Origin of the sequence: Niameybacter sp., from assembly GCF_036655075.1 — a bacterium.
In the GTDB taxonomy this organism is placed as follows: domain Bacteria; phylum Bacillota; class Clostridia; order Lachnospirales; family Cellulosilyticaceae; genus Holtiella.
The window spans coordinates 35,680-55,112 of the sequence record NZ_JAVVQU010000018.1; the positions used below are offsets into that span (position 1 = coordinate 35,680).

Here is a 19,433-nt window from a genome sequence, read left to right on the forward strand (position 1 = left end):
AAAGGAGTGCAAATGAAGTATACATACAAACATACGATGAGAGCGTGTTATATGGGATACATCACCCAAGCCATCGTTAATAACTTAGCCCCAATACTTTTCATTATTTTTCAAGATCAATACAATATTTCTTTAGAAATGTTAGGGCGTCTTATTTTAATCAATTTTGGCACACAAATTATAGTAGATTTATTAACTGTAAAATATGTAGAACGTATAGGTTATAGAAAAGCTACAGTTATAGCACATATTTGTTGTGCACTAGGACTTATGAGTCTAGGTATATTACCACAGATCATGTCAAAACCTTATATAGGACTTACAATAGCTGTTGTGATCTATGCTATTGGAGGGGGTATTATTGAGGTGCTCATTAGTCCTATTGTAGAATTTTTGCCTGGAGAAGAGAAGGCATCTGCCATGAGCTTGCTTCATTCCTTTTACTGTTGGGGACAAGTGGGCGTTGTACTTATTACCACATTTTTACTTAAACTGATGGGAGGGGATATGTGGTTTGTACTTCCAATTATGTGGGCGAGTATTCCTCTTTATAATTTAACTAGATTCTTGAAAGTGCCAATTGTAGAGCCCCATGCAGAGGTAGAAACAATGAGTACTAGAGCCTTACTTTCTACACGTGGATTTGTTATAGCACTATTACTGATGTTAGCAGCAGGTGCATCAGAGTTAACCATGTCTCAATGGTCATCTCTTTTTGCAGAGCAAGGACTACAAGTACCAAAGGTAATAGGAGATTTACTTGGACCTTGCTTGTTTGCTGTTCTAATGGGAATAGGTCGTATGGTTTATGGTATATGGGGACATAAAATCAACTTAAATCGTGCATTATTAGGAAGTGGAATTTTGTGTATTGTATGTTATGCGCTGACTATTTTTGCAACGCATCCATTAGTATCACTTTTGGGATGTGCAGTTTGTGGATTATCCGTTAGTTTGATGTGGCCTGGAACGTTTAGTTTGACTTCAGCTACCTATCCAAGAGGTGGAACCGTTATGTTTGGTATTCTAGCAGTGTTTGGAGATATTGGAGCAGCAATGGGACCTTGGATTGCAGGTGTTGTCTCAGATCGTGCGGGGCTAGGATTAAAGGCAGGCCTTCTTGTCGCAATCATATTCCCTGTATTACTTGTTGTAGGGATCTTAGCGCTTAAAAATATTGCTGTACCTGATGAGCTAAAATAGTTCTATCATAGCGTATTCATAAAAAAGGGCTGTTCGCGAATTGATGCGACAGCTCTTTTTTTTAGCGTAGCTACTGCCAATAATAAACACCACATACTAAGAAATGCTACTTTAAGAAGGTACATAGTTTTGATACAGAGTAATATAACTTGAGCCGACTTCGGGGGGAACGTTGATGAGCGTGTCACAGGAGAGGACATGAATAAGACGTAGACCTGTAGTAGAAGTAGCGGTAGCTAAGTTATAAAGATTGAAGGTGTAGTGGGTATAAAGAGGCTGATCTAGAAAGCCTTCCATCTGTTTAACAACAGGATAGGGAAGTATTTCGTTATCATTTAAAATGACAAGCCAGCTATTTTTTACTTCTTCGTAGAGTTCTGTAAAGAGATTTGTGTTTTGAAGACTATCTGCCCATAAAATAGTGACGCCTAAGTAAGTCATTTGATGAGCTAAGTCATTAAGCTCAGCGGCTTGGTCAATAGGTAGAAAGGCAAAGATTTTATAAGAAATACCAGACATATTTCGAATAGATTCTAGTAAACTAGGTGTGTTTTGTGAGACTAAGAATGCGGTATAGAGTGTGGGTTGTACTTGGTTGGCTTCTAAAATGTTAAGAAGTTCATCTGAATCTACATAGGAGAGTTGATTGGAAGGGTAAGAGCATTCTGTCGTAGGACAAACTTTATAGCGTTTTAAATAGTCCAAGGAATGGGCGTATTGCCCCATATCTTTGTACCCAAGAGACTTAAGTAAATAAAGATCTTTGAAGTTAGGAAGTAGGGGTTCATAATCGGTGCAGAGCGCTATGAGTTTGCTATAATACTTCAATTCATAATATACAAGGCCTAAGTGCATAACGGTGTAGGAGAGATAAACGGGTTTCTCGTGAGCCTTTTTGCATAAGTCTAAACTAGATAAGTAACAGTGGATGGCTTCAGCATAATCACTTATACGTACATATTCGTTGCCAAGGACATAATAGTAGTAGCCATCTTTTTGTTCAGGGGTATATTGAAGGAGCAAGTTTAAGTTACGGTCGCTTTTAAGGGACTGTGAGCTGTAGGTGGGGTCGTACCCGTAGTGATTAATAGCCAAATCAATATAGGGTACACTTTCTATACCGTATAAAGCAACAATAGTAGGACCGACTTGTTCATGTATTTTTCCTTTGAAACGAAAGGCTTTTCTGTTTTTAAAGAGTCGTAACACAAGAACTGAGGAGATGGTGCGACCACCGATGTAGTTATTAAGGTGAATATGAAAGCCTTCATAAGGAATCTGTTGGCTAAATAAATTTTTAAGTTTTTTTCCATCTTCTTTAGAGAGCGTTTCGTCACAGTCTAGCACTAAAATCCAATCCTGAGTAGCTAGTTCTAAAGATAAGTTACGGGCTTTGGAAAAATCATTTTCCCATTCTATTTGTGTCACTTTTGCACCATAAGAACGAGCGATTTCCAAGGTCCTGTCAGTAGAACCTGTATCTACGACAATGATTTCTTGAACGATGTCTTTAATGCTTTCTAAGCAATTTGCAATGAGGTTTTCTTCATTTTTGGCAATTAAACATGCGCTTAACGTATACATTTAAGACCTCCTAGCTTATGAATAAATTCTATCTCTATTATAGTATGATGAAAGCTTAATTAACTTGTTAGAACCTTACTAACACATTAAATCTTATTCACATTGAAAGCATTTTTACATATTATATAGGGATAGTTATTTTATAATAAAAGAGGTGTTTTTATGAGCTACACAAATAGATACAATAATAATCGCAACCAAGATTTGGGATATTGTGATTGTAACTGCGATTGTGATAGACCAAAACCACAGCCAAAACAAGTTCAATGTTGCTGTGGTACTACAGGCATTTATGAAGCTCTCATCGCTTTACAAAAAAGCATTAGTCAGATAAGCATTCCAGGTTTTGGTGTTAATGTACACATTATAATGGGAACAGGACAGGAATATAATGTTTTGTTTGCCACAGGCATTCCAAATCCTCCACAAGTGAAATGTGGCGTATTAACAGCAGGTAACTTGACACTATCTTTATGTGATATTTCTAAAATCAATATACAAACCAGTACATTAAATAATTTAGAGTTTAAAAAAATTCTTAATTATCATTTATTGGATGTTACAACCACAACTTGTCAAGCAGATTTTGATGAGCATGCTGATGGCAGTATAGCTTGTACAAGAGGCATTCAGTCTGCAATTAATAAAGGTCAAACGATCAATGAAATTAGTTACAATGGTTCACAAGAGCATTTAGGTACTTTAACAGGAATTGGTGATATTCATACCACTCAAGTTATTTCAGACGCCGTGCTTACAACAACAACAAATAAGTTTGTGACAGGGACTACTTTATTATCTACGCCTCAACAAGTTGTAACCAATGTAGCAACAAGCAATGTATCAGTGATCACAGGTGTTAGTACAAAGCCTATTACGGTTGTTCAAGGTGTAACACCTTCTACTACTACAGTAAGTGGACCTCTTTCTGTAACACCAACAACAGTTGTATCTACGTTGGTAACAGCACCTGCAACTTTAGTAACAAGTGTTACAAGTACAACAGGAACAGTAGTAACAAGTGTGACTGCTGCAACAGCAACAGGCATTACAAGTGTAACACCAACAACTGGTGAAATAGTAAGAGGTGTGGTATCAACAACAGGCACAGTAGTAACCAATGTAGCATCAGCAACAGCTACTGCTGTATCAAGTTATCCTGCACCATCTACTGTAAATGGTGTCATTTCTGGTTTAACGAATGTTTCTATAGTTACGCCAACAACAGCAACCATTCCAGTTTTAAGCACTGCAGGAACGGGTGTTTTACAAGTAGTTGTTCCACCAAATACATTTGGAAATGCGAATCAGGTTATATTAAACGTAACAGTAGGGGGAGCGACTATTAGTCTTGCTACACCTGTTGCCGTTAAGGTACTTCCAAATGCAGCAACGCTCTTAAGTGGTGGAACAACACCTGTTTTGGCAAATAATGTATTTACAGGTCTTGGCACACCTATAACGATTACAGCAGTAACTAGTGTTACCCCAAGTACGGGAGTAGGTATTGCAACAGTCGGAGCAGCAACCACGACAGGTGTCTTAGCTGTTACTAGCACAACAGGAACAGTAGTAAATAGCGTTACGCCAGCAACCACAACAGGTATCACAGGTGTTACCTCTACAGCTATTGGGACTCATGTAGTAGCAAGTAGTAGTACAGCAAGTATTAATAATATTGCTGCACCAACCACAGTCTCAGTTGTAAATGGTATTACACAAACTACAGCATCTGCAACAACGCTTGCAGGTGTGACTCCAGAAACGATCAGTACTTTTGTAAGTACAGCTACTGCTACAGTTGTTGGAACAGCAGGTTTAAATAATACAACAGCCACAGCTGTGACAGGTGCGACATTAAGTACAACATCTGCAAGAGTTGTTCAAAACATTGGAACAAAAACTATTGATGTAGTATCACCAGTAGCGGAAGTCTTAACAGGTACAATTACTTCTGCAGGTAATGGTATTTTAGTTGTTAACGATGTAAGTGGAGATGTTAATATCTATTCTGAATGTGAAATTGTAGCCTGCAATGCTTAAATAGTTGCTTGTTGTCAAGCAAAAAAAACCAGCTATGAATGATTGCTATTCATAGCTGGTTTTTATTACCCATTAAAAATTCTCATATTTACAATCACTTCAAAACGCTGACAATCTATAGGGTAAGGACTGATGGAGAAAATCTATAGATTTAAAAGATGAGTGAGAACATAATAGGATCTAGATTTATATAATAGAGTAGGAGTAATAGAAAAGTTTGCTATTAAAGGGAGTACTAGGAGGAGATAAAGGGTGGCAACATTCATAACGCAGGTAGATCGCATGCAAGTGAATTATGAGCAAGTTTTTGTGTATACTTTAAATGTAAGTTTTAATGGGATACAGGGGAATATACAATCTGCTAAGATAAAAGTGTTTGTACCAAATACAATTCAATATACGCTAGATGATGTACAAGCGCCTGTCAAAGGTGTACTACAGGAGGCGGTAGAAGGTGGGACAAAAGTTATCTTTGACTTTGGTGCGATTGTAGACTTAGGTATAGCTGCAAGGTTATCAATGGGGTGCCAGTTTAAGTTAAGTACATTAAGTGGTGCAATATATAGCAGTGCACCAGAGCTATGGATTAATAATAGCTTATATTTAATAGCTAACGTAAGTGCAGTCACTTTAAATGTACAGCCACAGTTTGAGGTGGAGAGTGTCATACTTTTGCCTACGGTAGCCCCCGCACCAGGTGGACAAATTTATTACAGATTTGAGCTTGTTAATTTGGGAGATAAGGGTGGCGAAGTAGAAAATGTTGTAATTACTTGCCCTATGCCAACAGGATTAACACTAGATGATACTTTTCCTGTCAAGGGGAAGGATGTTTCATCGGCACCTTTTCAAGATACAAGTGCAGATGGGATAGAAGGTGTTATAGTCAATAATCAATTGACTTTTACTATTCCAAGATACAGAGGAACAAATTATCAGGTGATGTACCGTGTATTATTAAGTCCTACGTTACTAGTAGGCACAGAGTTAGTCACTATAATTAATTGGACAGCTCATGAGATAGAGCAACTATCAGATACACATAAAATAACATTAGCAGCACCTATCTATACAGTAACTATCAGTAAGTATGGACCAGACTACTCAATGCCAAATCAGCCAATAAGTTACGAACTTTATCTTGTTAATGATGGCAATCAACCCTTGATAAATGTAAATATTATAGATGAATTACCTACGGAAGTAGAGTATAACCAGTTCCAAACAGGTACTTTCTATTATGGGATTATTGACTGTCACATTAATGGGCAGTATACGATAGCGTATACAACCTTAAAGGGTTTAAGTGGTATACTTGGGCCCTATAGCACAGAGATCAATAACACAGTTAGGATCAATACCTTTATTACATCAGGAGATGCAATTGAAACACTTAGTTGGCAGTTGGCAGCGTTAGGGATAGGTGTTAGGCAACAAATACCACCCCAAATCAATGGTGTTGTAAAATCAGATGTAGCTGTAGGAACAAGTATATTCAATCATTTTTACTTGAGTTGGGTGACAGCAGGTGGAACACAGTCTAGAGTGAGTAATCAGACGACTATAGTAAATGATTTTTGTGTACTACAGCCAGAATTTAGCCAAGTGTCACCTAATACATCCCTTATACCTGGTCGGATTGTGCGCTATAGAATGCAAGTAAATTGTAGAAGGTCACGATTAAACAATCCTATTATTGCACTATTATTGCCTGCAACATTAGAATATGTGGGAAATACAACAGTGTCATATGCAGATTATTTTCCAAATAAAAATACACCTAGGACACCTCCTGTAACAGTCATTCCTAATTTTAAAAACACAGGACTAACCTTAGTCAAATTTACCTATAGTGGTAGGTATAGCTTTGATTTTAGTCAGAAATTCATGATTACAATTGAGCTAGATGTAAAAGTGAAGATAGGTGCCATAGGCTTGCTAACGGTTAATTTTTTACTTAATAATGTCTCCAATACAGGGATTATTCCTTCAGGTGTAGATATTTATAGAGATCGCAATGACATTGCTCAGACGGGCAATAATAATCAACTTTATGCTCAAAGTGCAAGTGTATCTAATGAAATTCTTTTCTTTGCAGGTACAGCTTCAGATAAAAAGGTGAAAGGGGCCTTGGACACCGTTTATGTGGAAGAACCCTTAGTTGGTCACACAGCAGAAGGTGGGTTGATAGAATACTTACTTACTATTAGCAACATAGGGAATACAGATTTACTATCAGTAGAAGTGGTAGATATACTCCCTCATATAGGAGATACAGGCGTTATAGAAGTAGAAGAAGCAAGGTTAAGTGAATTTGTTTTTTATAATATTAATGAGATTGCAGCAACGATTGCACCACTAGATATAGGCCAAATAGAGCCAGTAATTTTGGTGGAATACTCAAAAAGCTATGACCCAGCACGTTTTGATAAGGCATTTAAAATGATCGGAACGGTAGATGACTGGACAACGCAATTACCCCCAGTTGCCACTGATTTAGCCGCTTTTAAGGTGTCTACAGGTAATATAATTTTGAAACCTAATCAAACATTAACAGTGAAAGTACAAGGAATAACTCCTGTAGGTGTTCTGCCTGAAAAGATTGCTTGGAACTCTTTTGCAGCTAGAGTAAGCTACAAAGATTTTAATGGTAGTAGACAATATTTATTGGCGGTTGAGCCTGAAAAAGTAGGGGTAGAAGTTGTTAATCTTCCTCCAGGAGTAGGACAGATAGGTGGACTTGTATGGATAGACACGAATAGAGATGGTATGCATGTTTTGGGAGAAGCGGGAGTAAATGATATCCCCGTTGTCTTATATAATGAAGAAGGGCGTTCAATCCAAGCGACTTTTACGACACCTAGTGCATCAGGTGTCGATGGCTATTATCTATTTAATAATTTACCATATGGTAACTATTATGTACGCTTTATTATAAATGAGCCTGAATATAGATTTACTCTAATGCAACCACAGGCTCAAAATGGTAGTAAAGTGGACCCTAAGACGGGCTTGAGCCCACTCATTAGGATAAATGACCTAACACCAAGAGATACTCTGATTTACGCAGGTATTATCGAAAGAAACATGGAAGAAAGAGTAGACGTCGCATTGCTTATTAACAATGAAGCCCATAAAATAATGAAAAATGTATTATATAATCAGCTGCTTCTAAGTATGAAATTAGAAGAGAGTATATCTTTATTTGTCTAGACGAAGGGCACTCTGTAGGAGTGGTTTTAACTGATGATGCCAAATCCATTCAGGTTGATAGTGAAGGCGAACTTGAGTTTTTGCATAAAGTGCAGTATCTTGTTTAAAGGCTTCTAAGATAAAGGGGATATGTGCTTCATAGTAATGACTTTCACAAGGGGTATACTGCTCAAATAAATCATGTTCTAATCCTCTAGCGTGCCAACGCATAAAATAAGCATGCAATTTTGTCCCGAGCTCATACAGAGCGGGGACATTTTCATTTAAGATAAGAAAGTTTCCCCGGCTAGCAGCTTCTAAGACAGTCAGACCAAAAGACTCAGAAAAGGAAGGACAGATAAAGAGATTAGAGAGGGTAAATAAATCTAGCACACCTTGGCGGGGGAATCCGTCAGGAAAGCCACAATCAGAAGTAAAGTGAATAGAGGACTCAGGGAGTCCACAGGTGATGCCAGATTCAATAATTTGTGATTTGTAAGTTAAAGGATCAATGTCTAAACTATTAAAATCGCAAAAAATGATGGTAACACTTTGCCCTGTGACCTTATGAATACTGCCAGCTAATGCAGCTACTTTTTCAAACTGCTTACTAGGTGTCAAACGGCCAGGATATACAATAAGGAAGTCAGCATCGAGTAAAGGAACAGCTAGATGAAGTTGTTGCACTTCAGAACATAAGAAAGACAAAGGAGATAGGCTATTATACACGACACGGCAATAGGCTTCAGGTAGATTATACTGCTGAGCTAAAAGAGGGAGACCAGAGTAAGTAGGGTAGGCAAATAGTGTACGTGGCATAGGCATGAAGCGTCCCTTCATACAAGTAGCTAACTCAGCAGGAGGAACAATAGGCAGTGAGTGTGTAAAGGCAATAAAACGTAGATGGGGTAACTTAGGTTCAGCAAGACGAAGGGCAATATTATGGATGTAATGCCAACCTTGATAAAGAATATCATGTAGAATACAAAGATCTACATCGAGTAAGGCACGAACAAAGTCTTGGGCAATGACAGATGCTTCCTGGGAGAAAGAGTCATGAAGGGGGAGCGTTGTAGTCGAATAGTCATGCCAAATGATAGGTGCATCATCTATATGGTTAACAATAGGCACCCATTCTATACGAGGGTCTAAGTACACACCAAATCGAGGGGCATTTAGACAATTTTCGCTAACGAGTAATTTGACTGAAATTTGGTGTTCAAGAAGCATCTCTAGCTGTTCAGCTACAACTGTTACAAGAGAGTAGGTAGGATTTAAACCATTAAACATCGTTAATAAAGCAACTTTCATAGGATAACCTCATTTAACATTCAAGCGTCTTTATACTATATGATAGAAAATGGGAAAACATTAGTGGGATGAAGAAAAACATTTGGGCATATGTTTATAGAAGAGAATGTATAAGGATAGAAGGAGAAATCCAATGATTGTAGCATTACTAACTATGTTTAAAACACTTAAAAGTTCTTATTCACTTGTGCATATTGTGGAAAATCAAATTCAGATGTTACTTACCCATAACTGTCAGGTGAGGATTTTAGTAAGTGAATCTTGTAGGGATGAAGAGCGGTTTGGGAGTTTTTTAGATGAGCGATTGGAATGGGTTAGGATTCCTAATACAATAGATGGCAAGGAGATTGTATGGCATGACTATAGTGATACTACTTTGCCATTACATGAGGGATTCAAAAAGGAAGTAGAGATGACGAGCCAAGCCTATGTAGAGGTACTTCAAGATGTAGAAGTTTGTATTTTGCATGACATTTTATATCAGGGGATGCACTATATGCATAACTGTGCACTAAGAAGTGCACAGGAGAAATTGCCTCACATAGGTTTTTTATCTTGGGTACACTCTTTTCCTTGCACGCCCCCACCGGAGTTGCCAGATACAATGAAGGGACGCTTTATGCCTATGGCGCATACACTGTTTGTGTTTCCAAGTTTAGCTGGAATAAGTGGATTAAGTCACCAATACAGTATTGCAGAAGGTGAGTGTCGAGTTGTGTATCATAGCTATAGACAAGTGGAAGAGATGAGTGACGTTGTGCGGAGCCTACATGAAAAATATGATTTGTTATCACCTGATTTGTTGATTGTTTATCCTGCCAGATTAACACAGGGGAAGAAGCTAGACAAAGTAGCAGCTGTAGTAGGCGCCCTAAAAGCGGTAGGAGGGCTTAGCGTTAAACTGGTGTTTTGTGATTTTGTAGTGGGTGAGAGGAAACAGGCATTTGCTTATAGGGCATTTGTGAAGGAGGTTGCTGAGCAATATGGATTAGAGTCAGATGAAGTTATTTTTACTTCAGAGGAGGGCTATGAGAAGGGAATAGAAAGAAAGGCAGTATTGGAGCTTTTTAAACTTTCTAATATATATATTTGTCCGTCATTGTCAGAGTCTTTTGGTCTAACAGTAGGGGAAGCTGCTCAAGCAGGAAATTTTTTAATTCTTAACGAAAATGTGCCTGCTTTAAAAGAAATAGGTAGACGGCTAGGTGCCTATTTTATGAAGTGGGATGCCAGAGTGGAGGGGGCAACACAAAAGGAAAATTATCGTATTTCAGAACCAACCTATTATGGAAAGCATGCTAAAGAAATTCTTAAATGTATTGAACAGGATAAGGTTTTGAAAGCTCAGACTCTAATAAGACAAAAATATAATAATCAATGGATTTGGTATCATCAATTATACCCATTACTCGTAGAGGGGGTACATCTAGGAGAGAAAAGGAAATAACAAACATCTAAAAAGAGACTGGCATGCACAGTCTCTTTTTTTATAATTTAATAGGTAAATCATTAAACTAAGTCGATAGTATCTTCCAGTTTCATGCTAAGAAGCATTTGGTTTTTGATAACGTCACGAAGCATTTTTCCAGAAGATTTATTAACTGCTAAGATTTGGTCCATAGATGCAGCTACACCATGAGCTGTTTCTAATGTACCAAGGACAAATTGAATTTTTTCAGCTTCAGCATTGACGATATGAGCAAGACTAAGTTCTTCCATACCGATAGAAGAAAGGATAATATTTACAGCATCGTCACGGGTTATGCCAACTTGGGGATTAATGTCTGGAATGTTTGGCATTGACATAAAATGTGTTCCTCCTTTTTGGGGTTTAAGGGCGTGAACACCTATAAAAATATAGGCATTGGGCAAGAGACTAAATCATTTTAACAAAAATATTATATAGTAGTAGTAGTTGTTGTAGTAGTAGTTGTAGTTGTAGTGCTAGTAGTTGTAATGCTTAAGGCAAGCTCTAAGGTGTCTTCCATCTTCATACCAAGAAGCATTTGGTTTTTGATAACATCACGAAGCATTTTCCCAGAAGATTTGTTAACTGCTAAGATTTGTTCCATAGAAGCAGCACCATGAGCTGTTTCTAATGTGCCAAGAGCAAATTGAATTTTTTCAGCTTCAGCATTGACAATGTGAGCAAGACTGAGTTCTTCCATACCGATAGAAGAAAGGATGATGTTGACGGCGTCGTCACGGGTTACGCCAACTTGTGGATTCAGATTGGGAATGTTTGGCATTGACATAAGGTAAATTCCTCCTAAATATTTTTACTTCCAAGATATGATATGTTTTAAAAAAAATAAAAGTGACAAAATGCATAGAATTGGATTATAGATTATGCATGTAATCAGAAATTTGGGTTTGAATAGAGAGAAGCTTGACAATGACTTGATTAATTTGTGCCTGTTGATTTGCAATATTGGGGTCGGATTGTGTATGGTCATGGAGTTCGGTAAGGCTTGCTAGTACATTAGGTACAAGTGACTTAAAATGGGTATGGAGGGCGATAAAGGTTTGATATAATTCAGCAAGGGTATTGTTGATGATTGTTTCATCGTTGATATAAGCATTTCTCCTTTTTTCTAAGTCTTCTCTAAGTTTCAAAAAATGAGCCTTTTGACCATTCCAATCTACTGATAGCGATTTGTTGGATTGCATTTTATTGACAGATTCTGTAAAAGAAAGAATATCTGCACGAAGTTGCTCACTAATAGGAGAAAATTGATCTAAGGTAGCTAGGATGGAGTTGGTTTTAGAGACTAAAAGTGTATACTGTTTAAAAAGGTCTTGAAGGGGGGACGGAGAGTCTTCTGAAAAAAATTCTGGTAATAGTTTTTGACAAGTAGATAAAAATAAAACTTGTTGTTTCATAGTGTCTATAGCAGGAGTATCCTTGAATGACTCAAGAGTAGGTGGTACCTCATCAAAGGTTGTGTTGAGTAGTTGTGTGCATAAAACAATATGTTCAGAAAGTAAAACCTTTGAATCTTTCAACTTTGATGTAGCTACTTGATAAGAAGCAATGTAGTTTTCTAATTCTATTGCAATAGGAGAGAGTTGAGTAGAGGTAAGTTGTGAATTATAAGCTAATTTATTTAGACGTTCGCCTGTTTCATGAGTTAAGGGAATGCTAATAAGTGTTGTAGCAAGGGTATAAAGTGGGGGGTGAAACAGAATAGGATCTGAAGGCTTTTCTGTAGGAGCAGGTTCTGTAATCGTTTTTGAATTACGTTTATTAAAAAAATTACTAATTTTTCCCATGTATAGAACTCCTTTCTTTGTAAAAATAAAACATAAGTAAATTCAGTCACTTATAATATATGAAAGCTCTTTGATAAAAGAAACATAAACTTTTATAAAAACTAAGTCACATAAGAAGGGATAAATACATACTTTATTAATAAGTAAAATTTTCCATATGGGAGTGAGTTATATGGGAATGCCTCAAATACCAGAGGGTAAAAATAGACCTGATTTTGATGAAACGATGATAGATCTTTTAGAATCTGTTGCACTTGAAGAAATGGCACTTTCCCATATTGTGAATGCAGAAGGTGAGAAATTACAAGAAGTCATGAGACAGTACAGTGAAACATGTATTGGTTTTTGCCAAGTACAGGATGCATGCAAGAGCTCACAAAGTATGATGCAGAGTGTCATTATGAAAGAGTGGTTGTTACTCAATAAACTGAATATTATTATGGATGTTAAGCGGAGCATGGAGCCTTATTCTCAGCGAACGAGTAGCTGTTCAGAAAAAGGCTGTACATGTAAGTGGGATGAAAATAGGATATGTAAGGGATGCAAGTGCTGTGAATCTTGTAGTACATGCACCGAAGAATGCTACCAAAATTTTATTAGAAATAGATGTAACGGGAGAAACTTTTATGAAGATAACAGTAGAGACGGTTCTTTAGGAACAAATAACAAAGCGTATGATCAGAATAGATATGGAAATCACTATGTAGAACCTACTTGTAGAAATAATAACTATTATGAAAAAGGCTGTACGGAAGGAAGGGATAGGAGTAGTAGCAATGGACTTCGTTATGACAGATGGGATGATAGAAAGTGAGTAGGGTACTTAAAATATAAAAGTAGGTTGCCTTTTTTGAGGTAACCTACTTTTATATTTAGGCAACGGGCCTAATGGTTCTATATAAAAATTGTGTGCGTGTTTTTTTCAACCCATGGCTCAAATAGAAACGTATGAGTTTGGTTCTCATCTCCAATAATTTTTTCTCGTCTACGTTTTTAACACATTCTACTTTTCCATTACTTTTTTCAAGAGGATACGGAAAAAGGTATAAATCATTGACCTCTGGGAAATGGGAATTTAACCATTCAGGAAGAAGGTTTAAGATGTCACCTCCAATCCCCATGCTACGATATTGTTTCTCTAAGAAGAAGTCTGTAATATAGAAAACCACACGGGTTTCTAAATCTGCACTTAAACTTTTGTAAAAGGTTAAGAGTTCTTCTTCGATTTCTTTGTCCTGGCACTCGAGTTTATCATCTCTAAAACCACCTGATTTTAAAGAGCCCACATCCATAATTACCGCATTCAGATAACCAACACGTTGATTGTCATAAGTGATTACAATAGAAAGCTCCTCCTTATCTGGACTCCAAGAATACACTTTCTCACTTAATCTAATCAACTTATCAGTATCAGTCTCACTATCTGAATCCTCTGATTCCATAAAGATCCCTCCAAATATTTTTTTAAAGCTAAAGTATAGATAAGCTTTATTACTAGCATTCTATGCAAGAAATACCCGAATATATACTAGCTAAAACTATTTTAACCTATTTGCAGCATTTAATGAAGTGGTAAATTTATTTAATTGTTTTACCACTTTTACAAACATGGTATACTAATAAATGTATAAATACTAAGGAGAAAGTGGGAAGCAGCGTGCACGTTAATATGGATAAAAATAAAGTATTCACCTATTTGACTATCACCTTAACTTCTATTAGTTTTTACTTTGTTATTTTAAACTTTGAATATGTTATAAAGATGTGGAATACAGTAATAGGCATTTTGAATCCATTTTTATTAGGGATTGCTATGGCCTATTTGCTTTGGCGTCCCTTAAAATGGATTGAAAAAAATTTAGATAAGTTTATCTTTAGAAAGAAAATGGGTAAGGGGATTATAAGAATAATAGGCGTTATTCTTTTATACTTAATTGTATTGTTTGTGCTTATGGCCTTAGTTTCCTTTGTGTTACCGCAAATTATTTCTAGCTTAAACCTTTTATATCACAAGAGCCCAGAATTCTTTAAAACCTTAGAGACCTCTTTAAATACACTTTTGATACAAAATGGTGTTGAAGGCAGTGTCTATCAAATTATTTCAGACTTTGTAGGAGATTTGTCAGGGCTTATTATGCAAGTTACAGGAAAGATGATTCCTTTAATGGTTGAGTTATCATTAAAGCTCACAAGTGGTGTTCTGAATACATTCTTAGGGGTTGTCGTGTCTATTTATTGTTTAGTAGATAAGGAAAACTTCTTTGCACAGATTAAGAAACTGATGCATGCCATACTTCCTAATAAAATCATTGATCGGACCAGTGAAGTGATGAACATTTTTGATGATACCTTTGGACGCTACTTTGTAGGACAGATGACAGATGCTTTAATTGTTGGGATGCTTTGCTTTATTATGATGAGTATCTGCAAATTTGAGTTTGTACTGTTGATTAGTGTCATTGTAACCTGTACCAATGTTATTCCTTATATTGGCCCCTTCATCGGGGCAGTACCGGGGATTTTTATTATCTTAATGACAGGTGGACCTGTACAAGCCTTTTGGTTCATCGTTATGATTTTCATTCTACAGCAAATTGATGGGAATATTTTGGTCCCTAAAATTATCGGAGATTCTATTGGTGTATCAGGATTTTGGGTGCTCTTTGCTATTATGGTAGGTGGTGGATTATTCGGATTTATAGGTGTGTTGTTAGGTGTGCCAACCCTTTCAGTAGTCTTTAAACTTTTAAAAGTCTATGCAGAAAATAAATTGCGTCAGAAAGAAAAAGCTACTGAAACAAGTGCCTATATTAAATAGAATCCTAGAGGTTTCTTATTTAAAAGGGTTGTGTAGAAGGATGAATAATGTTAGAGTGAAGGGCAGAATATAAGTTTGAAGAGTAGGTTAAATAAAGAGTAGGCCTACAAAACGTTAGGAGAATACATGATTAATAGACTATATAATAACATTTTAAAAAATCAGGATGTAAGAAAAAGTTTGATTGAATTACGCCAGCTTATTAAGGATGGGAACAATAAACGTGCGTTTCTATATGAAATAGATGGAGACTTTGATACTTTAGAAGCACTACTTGTACATGAAGATGCTAAGGTGCGTAAAAATATAGCTCTTATTATGGGAGAATTAAAAGTAGAAGACTTCAAGCCTTTATTGTTACAAGCTTATGAAAATGAAGAAAAACTTTTTGTAAAAAGCGACTATTTAAGTGCTTTAAGCCACTTTGACTGTAGTGACCTACAAGAAGTTTTAAAGAAGCGCTTACTGTCACTCAGCAGTGAGCCTGTTGAGGAGAACAACCGTAAGCATATTGATGAGGAGTTGCGATTATTAACACAGCTTACGCTGAAGTTAGAAGAGCCAGACAAACATGAGTTTAATGGCTATAATATCTTATCTGATATGATTTTACTGACTAATCGTGACCATCAAGAGGTTACCCTTAACCAAATTGAAAAAGGAAAAGCGAAGGCATTTGGAGCAGGTGTCATGGTACGCACCAATGATTTAAAAGAAATTTTGCGTATGCGTACCTATTCGGATTTGCTTTTTAGACTACCAGAAGTAGGAACTGTTTCTATGGAACCTTTAGAAGCGGCCAAAAGTCTCTATGTAGGGGGACTTTTAGATTTCTTACTGACACGACATAAAGGTTATCCGCCTTTTTACTTTAGAATTGAAGTAAAGAGTAAGATGGCACTTGATAAACGTAGTACTTTTACTAAAAAGTTAGCAAGTGAGTTAGAACGCCTTTCTAACCGACAACTCATTAATGCGACTTCGAGCTATGAGTTTGAAATTCGTCTCATTGAGAACAAAGAAGGACAGTTCAATGTGCTCCTTAAACTATTCACTATAGAAGACAACCGCTTTAGTTATAGAAAAAAAGCATTAGCAGTGAGTATTGCACCAAGTACAGCAGCACTCGTAGTAGAGCTTGCTAAACCTTATCTTAAGGAAGAGGCACAGGTGTTAGATCCATTTTGCGGTGCAGGGACGATGCTTATTGAAAGGCACACCATTAAAAAAGCAAAAGTGATGTATGGTGTTGACATTTATGGGGAAGCCATAGATTACGCCATTGAAAATGCTAATAGATCCAATACAGATATTTATCTTATTAACAGAGATTTCTTTGACTTTAGTCACAAATACTTATTTGATGAAATCATCACGAATATGCCAACAACTATAGGGCGTAAGACTGAGGGAGACATTGAGGAGCTTTATGCACGTTTCTTCCGCAAGGCACATACCCTTATGGAAGCAAACGCAAGGATGATTCTCTACTCTCGTGATAAAGCGTTAGTAGACAGAGGCATAGCAAGTAATCGCTTAGCGTATAGATTAGAAAAAGAAGTGATGATTTCTTATAAAGAAGGCAGCTATGTTTTTATCATTGGCGTAAATGAAGAATGCTGATATAAAAATATTGTATAGTAAAGATGTGTCACAAATAATAAGTAAAATAAACAAGCAAAAAGAAGGAGACTCCATGCAAAAGTGCAAGAGTCTCCTTCTTTTGTAAGAAAATGAAAAGATAGGAGTTTGCCTAGCCTTCATATTCTTCAAATACTTGAATGGTCTGAGGTTGTGTATATAGAGCTTCAGCTTGCTGTACATCTGTATCAGCTATAGCAAATTCTTTTGCTTCGTTTGTAGTTTGTTCCACATCCTGATTAGAGCAAGAGGCGGATTCACCTTTTGCATGTATAAGGCTAATGACCTTGCCACTTACAGTGACCGCAATAAGTGACCAGAAGATTTGCTCAAAGCGTAAGTAAGAAAGGGAAAGGATAAGGACAGTAAAGTCTGTAATCATATAGACCCAGTTCAATTTTAAGGGTGTAAATTTAGAACCTAGTAAGGCGATGACATCATCCCCACCAGAGGCACCACCACCCAAGACAACGAGGCCAACGCCAACCCCTACAAAAAGACCAGCGAGTAAACTTGCGGTAAGCATATGCTCAGATAAGTCAGGTGCAATAGGACCTATAGACTCCCATATACGATAAGTTGTTGAAAAAGTAATCGTAGAAAAGAGTGAGTAAATCAAAAACCTTTTGCCAAAAAAGCGAGCGCCTAAAAGGAATAGAGAAAAGTCTAGAATAATATTAGTAAGAGATGGAGAAATGTCAAACAAGTTTTTGAAAAGTAATAAAAGACCTAAGACTCCACCTTCAGTAATGTTATTTTGATAGTTAAAGTTGAAGGTCCCAAAAGATAAAATAGTGGCACCAGCTAAAACTAAGCCAATGGATTTAAATGGTATGTGTTTCAGTCGAGTATACATAAATGTTCAGCTCCTTTATCAATAGTATAAACTATGGCATAATACTAGAGTCAAAGGTTTTGTGAAAAAAATTATAAGAGTATAAATAAAAAGGATTGATAAAATGAAATCTTACTATAAAATAGGTGAAATTTCTAAGATTTATGGCATTGGAAAAGATTCGCTGATGTACTATGAGGAACTTGGAATTTTGAGACCGACAAGAGGTGAAAATGGCTATAGATTTTATAGTCTTGAAGATATATGGCGTTTAAATCTCATAAAGGAACTAAAAAGTTTAGACTTTTCTATGAAAAGGATAAAAAGTTATTTAGATGATAGGGATTTAGCTTTAACACAAGAGATTTTAAATACAGAAGTGGTGCTGATTGATCAAAAGATCACAGAGCTTTTAGCCCATAAGCAAAATATTATAGAACGCTTAAAAGGTATAGAAGAAGCTGTAGAAAGAGCAGAACCTAATGAGATACAAATGAAATATATACCTGAGCGAAAGGCCCTCGTCTTAGATGCGAATATTACAAGAGATGAAGAGGTAGATTACTTAATTCAAAAGCTTCAAAAGCAGTATGAAGACCAATTTCATATACTAGGCAATCAAAATATAGGGGCTGTTTATGATTATGAGCAGGTCAAACTAGGGAGATATAATTTTTTTCAATCTGTATTTTGTTTGCTACCAGCAGATGCAACTATTTTCAATTTTACTTTGCAAGAAGGCACCTATGTGACATGCCAATATGAAGGAAAATACAAAAATAATCAAGTTTGTTTACAAAATATTCAAGCATATATACGGAACAACAAGCATCATATTATAGGAGAACCTATAGAAATCTATCAAATAGATATACATGAAACAGGAAAAGAAGAAGAGTTTCTAACGGAAATCCAAATTTTAGTAGAATAATGATAGTGCGAAAGGTTCTTCACTTATACAATGCACCTTATTAATACTACAATGTTAAGGTGTTCATACAATTCATCAATTATTAGGTAGTCTAGTTACAAAATGTTCAGTTCATGAACAAGATAACTAGAATTTTTTTGAATAAATTTTTTGATTGGCAATTTCTTAGGCAGTTAAGCATAAATATATAAAGGTGAAGTCTATATGCCTTTGGAAATTTGTGAAGAAGCGACAAAGGAAGGTTATGCAATAGACATAATGAGAGCGTGATGTAAGGAAACAAAAGAACTGAAGGTAAAAGGAAGAGAAAATAAAGTACAAATTACGCGAATAAAGCATAAAATATATAAGGCAAGGAAATGCCGTAAAATAAGAAGGAGGAACATAAAAATTAAAAACAAAAGGAAAGTAAAATTCAAATAGTTATCAAAAGGAGTGAAATAGGCTATACAACAGACATAATGAGAGCATGATGTAAGGAAACAAAAGAACTAGAGTTAAGGAGAAATAGGAAAACAACGTGTTAGAAAGGAGATTTAATAATGCCAACTATATCAGGAAGAGTTGTATATGATGCAAATAGAAGTGCTACTATTGATGGC

The 19,433-nt window shown here is 36.3% G+C and carries 15 protein-coding genes; 8 read left to right on the forward strand and 7 right to left on the reverse strand.

Features of this window, described 5'->3' with window-relative positions; genetic code table 11:
* Nucleotides 1–12: 12 nt before the first annotated feature.
* Nucleotides 13–1,203 (forward strand): MFS transporter, encoded by a 1,191-nt coding sequence (locus tag RRY75_RS06770; RefSeq protein WP_332527449.1) that lies wholly within the window; start codon nucleotides 13–15, stop codon nucleotides 1,201–1,203.
* 111 nt (nucleotides 1,204–1,314) lie between these two features.
* Here the strand turns inward: RRY75_RS06770 and RRY75_RS06775 are convergent, their stop codons facing one another.
* The gene (locus RRY75_RS06775) at nucleotides 1,315–2,787 is read right to left on the reverse strand and encodes a glycosyltransferase family 2 protein (RefSeq protein WP_332527448.1); all 1,473 of its coding nucleotides are present in this window, start codon (nucleotides 2,785–2,787) and stop codon (nucleotides 1,315–1,317) included.
* A 162-nt stretch (nucleotides 2,788–2,949) separates the two neighbouring features.
* Between RRY75_RS06775 and RRY75_RS06780 the strand changes: the two genes are divergently transcribed.
* Nucleotides 2,950–4,830 carry a beta strand repeat-containing protein gene (locus RRY75_RS06780; protein ID WP_332527447.1) on the forward strand — a complete coding sequence of 627 codons (1,881 nt, stop codon included), beginning with the start codon at nucleotides 2,950–2,952 and terminating at the stop codon, nucleotides 4,828–4,830.
* A gap of 252 nt (nucleotides 4,831–5,082) precedes the next feature.
* On the forward strand, nucleotides 5,083–8,043 hold the full coding sequence (locus tag RRY75_RS06785) for an SdrD B-like domain-containing protein (protein WP_332716076.1): 2,961 nt from the start codon (nucleotides 5,083–5,085) through the stop codon (nucleotides 8,041–8,043).
* On the opposite strand, the gene RRY75_RS06790 is transcribed toward RRY75_RS06785, so the two are convergent.
* Nucleotides 8,032–9,333 carry a hypothetical protein gene (locus tag RRY75_RS06790; RefSeq protein ID WP_332491590.1) on the reverse strand — a complete coding sequence of 434 codons (1,302 nt, stop codon included), beginning with the start codon at nucleotides 9,331–9,333 and terminating at the stop codon, nucleotides 8,032–8,034. The two genes, RRY75_RS06785 and RRY75_RS06790, sit on opposite strands and share 12 nt — an antisense overlap.
* A 133-nt stretch (nucleotides 9,334–9,466) precedes the next feature.
* Here RRY75_RS06790 and RRY75_RS06795 point away from each other — a divergent pair, with 133 nt between their 5' ends.
* A complete protein-coding gene (locus RRY75_RS06795; protein ID WP_332491588.1) occupies nucleotides 9,467–10,780 on the forward strand; it encodes a glycosyltransferase in 1,314 nt (437 codons plus the stop codon).
* Between the two features lie 62 nt (nucleotides 10,781–10,842).
* Here the strand turns inward: RRY75_RS06795 and RRY75_RS06800 are convergent, their stop codons facing one another.
* The 3 genes from RRY75_RS06800 to RRY75_RS06810 form a co-directional block, all read right to left on the reverse strand.
* Nucleotides 10,843–11,139, reverse strand: coding sequence for a hypothetical protein (locus tag RRY75_RS06800; protein ID WP_332527931.1), 297 nt, complete (start codon nucleotides 11,137–11,139; stop codon nucleotides 10,843–10,845).
* A gap of 92 nt (nucleotides 11,140–11,231) precedes the next feature.
* Entirely contained in the window at nucleotides 11,232–11,588 is a 357-nt protein-coding gene (locus RRY75_RS06805) for a hypothetical protein (RefSeq protein ID WP_332491585.1), read from the reverse strand.
* A gap of 85 nt (nucleotides 11,589–11,673) precedes the next feature.
* Nucleotides 11,674–12,606, reverse strand: coding sequence for a hypothetical protein (locus RRY75_RS06810; protein WP_332527930.1), 933 nt, complete (start codon nucleotides 12,604–12,606; stop codon nucleotides 11,674–11,676).
* Nucleotides 12,607–12,778: 172 nt separating this feature from the next.
* Between RRY75_RS06810 and RRY75_RS06815 the strand changes: the two genes are divergently transcribed.
* Complete coding sequence (locus RRY75_RS06815) at nucleotides 12,779–13,420, forward strand: hypothetical protein (protein ID WP_332491581.1); 642 nt, start codon at nucleotides 12,779–12,781, stop codon at nucleotides 13,418–13,420.
* Nucleotides 13,421–13,478: 58 nt separating this feature from the next.
* Here the strand turns inward: RRY75_RS06815 and RRY75_RS06820 are convergent, their stop codons facing one another.
* Complete coding sequence (locus tag RRY75_RS06820) at nucleotides 13,479–14,048, reverse strand: hypothetical protein (RefSeq protein ID WP_332716081.1); 570 nt, start codon at nucleotides 14,046–14,048, stop codon at nucleotides 13,479–13,481.
* A gap of 215 nt (nucleotides 14,049–14,263) precedes the next feature.
* Here RRY75_RS06820 and RRY75_RS06825 point away from each other — a divergent pair, with 215 nt between their 5' ends.
* On the forward strand, nucleotides 14,264–15,424 hold the full coding sequence (locus RRY75_RS06825) for an AI-2E family transporter (protein ID WP_332491578.1): 1,161 nt from the start codon (nucleotides 14,264–14,266) through the stop codon (nucleotides 15,422–15,424).
* Nucleotides 15,425–15,550: 126 nt separating this feature from the next.
* Nucleotides 15,551–17,047: a methyltransferase domain-containing protein gene (locus RRY75_RS06830; protein ID WP_332491576.1), complete on the forward strand. Its 1,497-nt coding sequence runs from the start codon at nucleotides 15,551–15,553 to the stop codon at nucleotides 17,045–17,047.
* A gap of 130 nt (nucleotides 17,048–17,177) precedes the next feature.
* Here RRY75_RS06830 and RRY75_RS06835 read toward each other — a convergent pair whose 3' ends face one another.
* The gene (locus tag RRY75_RS06835) at nucleotides 17,178–17,921 is read right to left on the reverse strand and encodes a YitT family protein (RefSeq protein WP_332491575.1); all 744 of its coding nucleotides are present in this window, start codon (nucleotides 17,919–17,921) and stop codon (nucleotides 17,178–17,180) included.
* A gap of 103 nt (nucleotides 17,922–18,024) precedes the next feature.
* On the opposite strand from RRY75_RS06835, the gene RRY75_RS06840 reads away from it, so the two are divergent.
* The gene (locus RRY75_RS06840) at nucleotides 18,025–18,831 is read left to right on the forward strand and encodes a MerR family transcriptional regulator (protein ID WP_332491573.1); all 807 of its coding nucleotides are present in this window, start codon (nucleotides 18,025–18,027) and stop codon (nucleotides 18,829–18,831) included.
* Nucleotides 18,832–19,433: the final 602 nt, after the last annotated feature.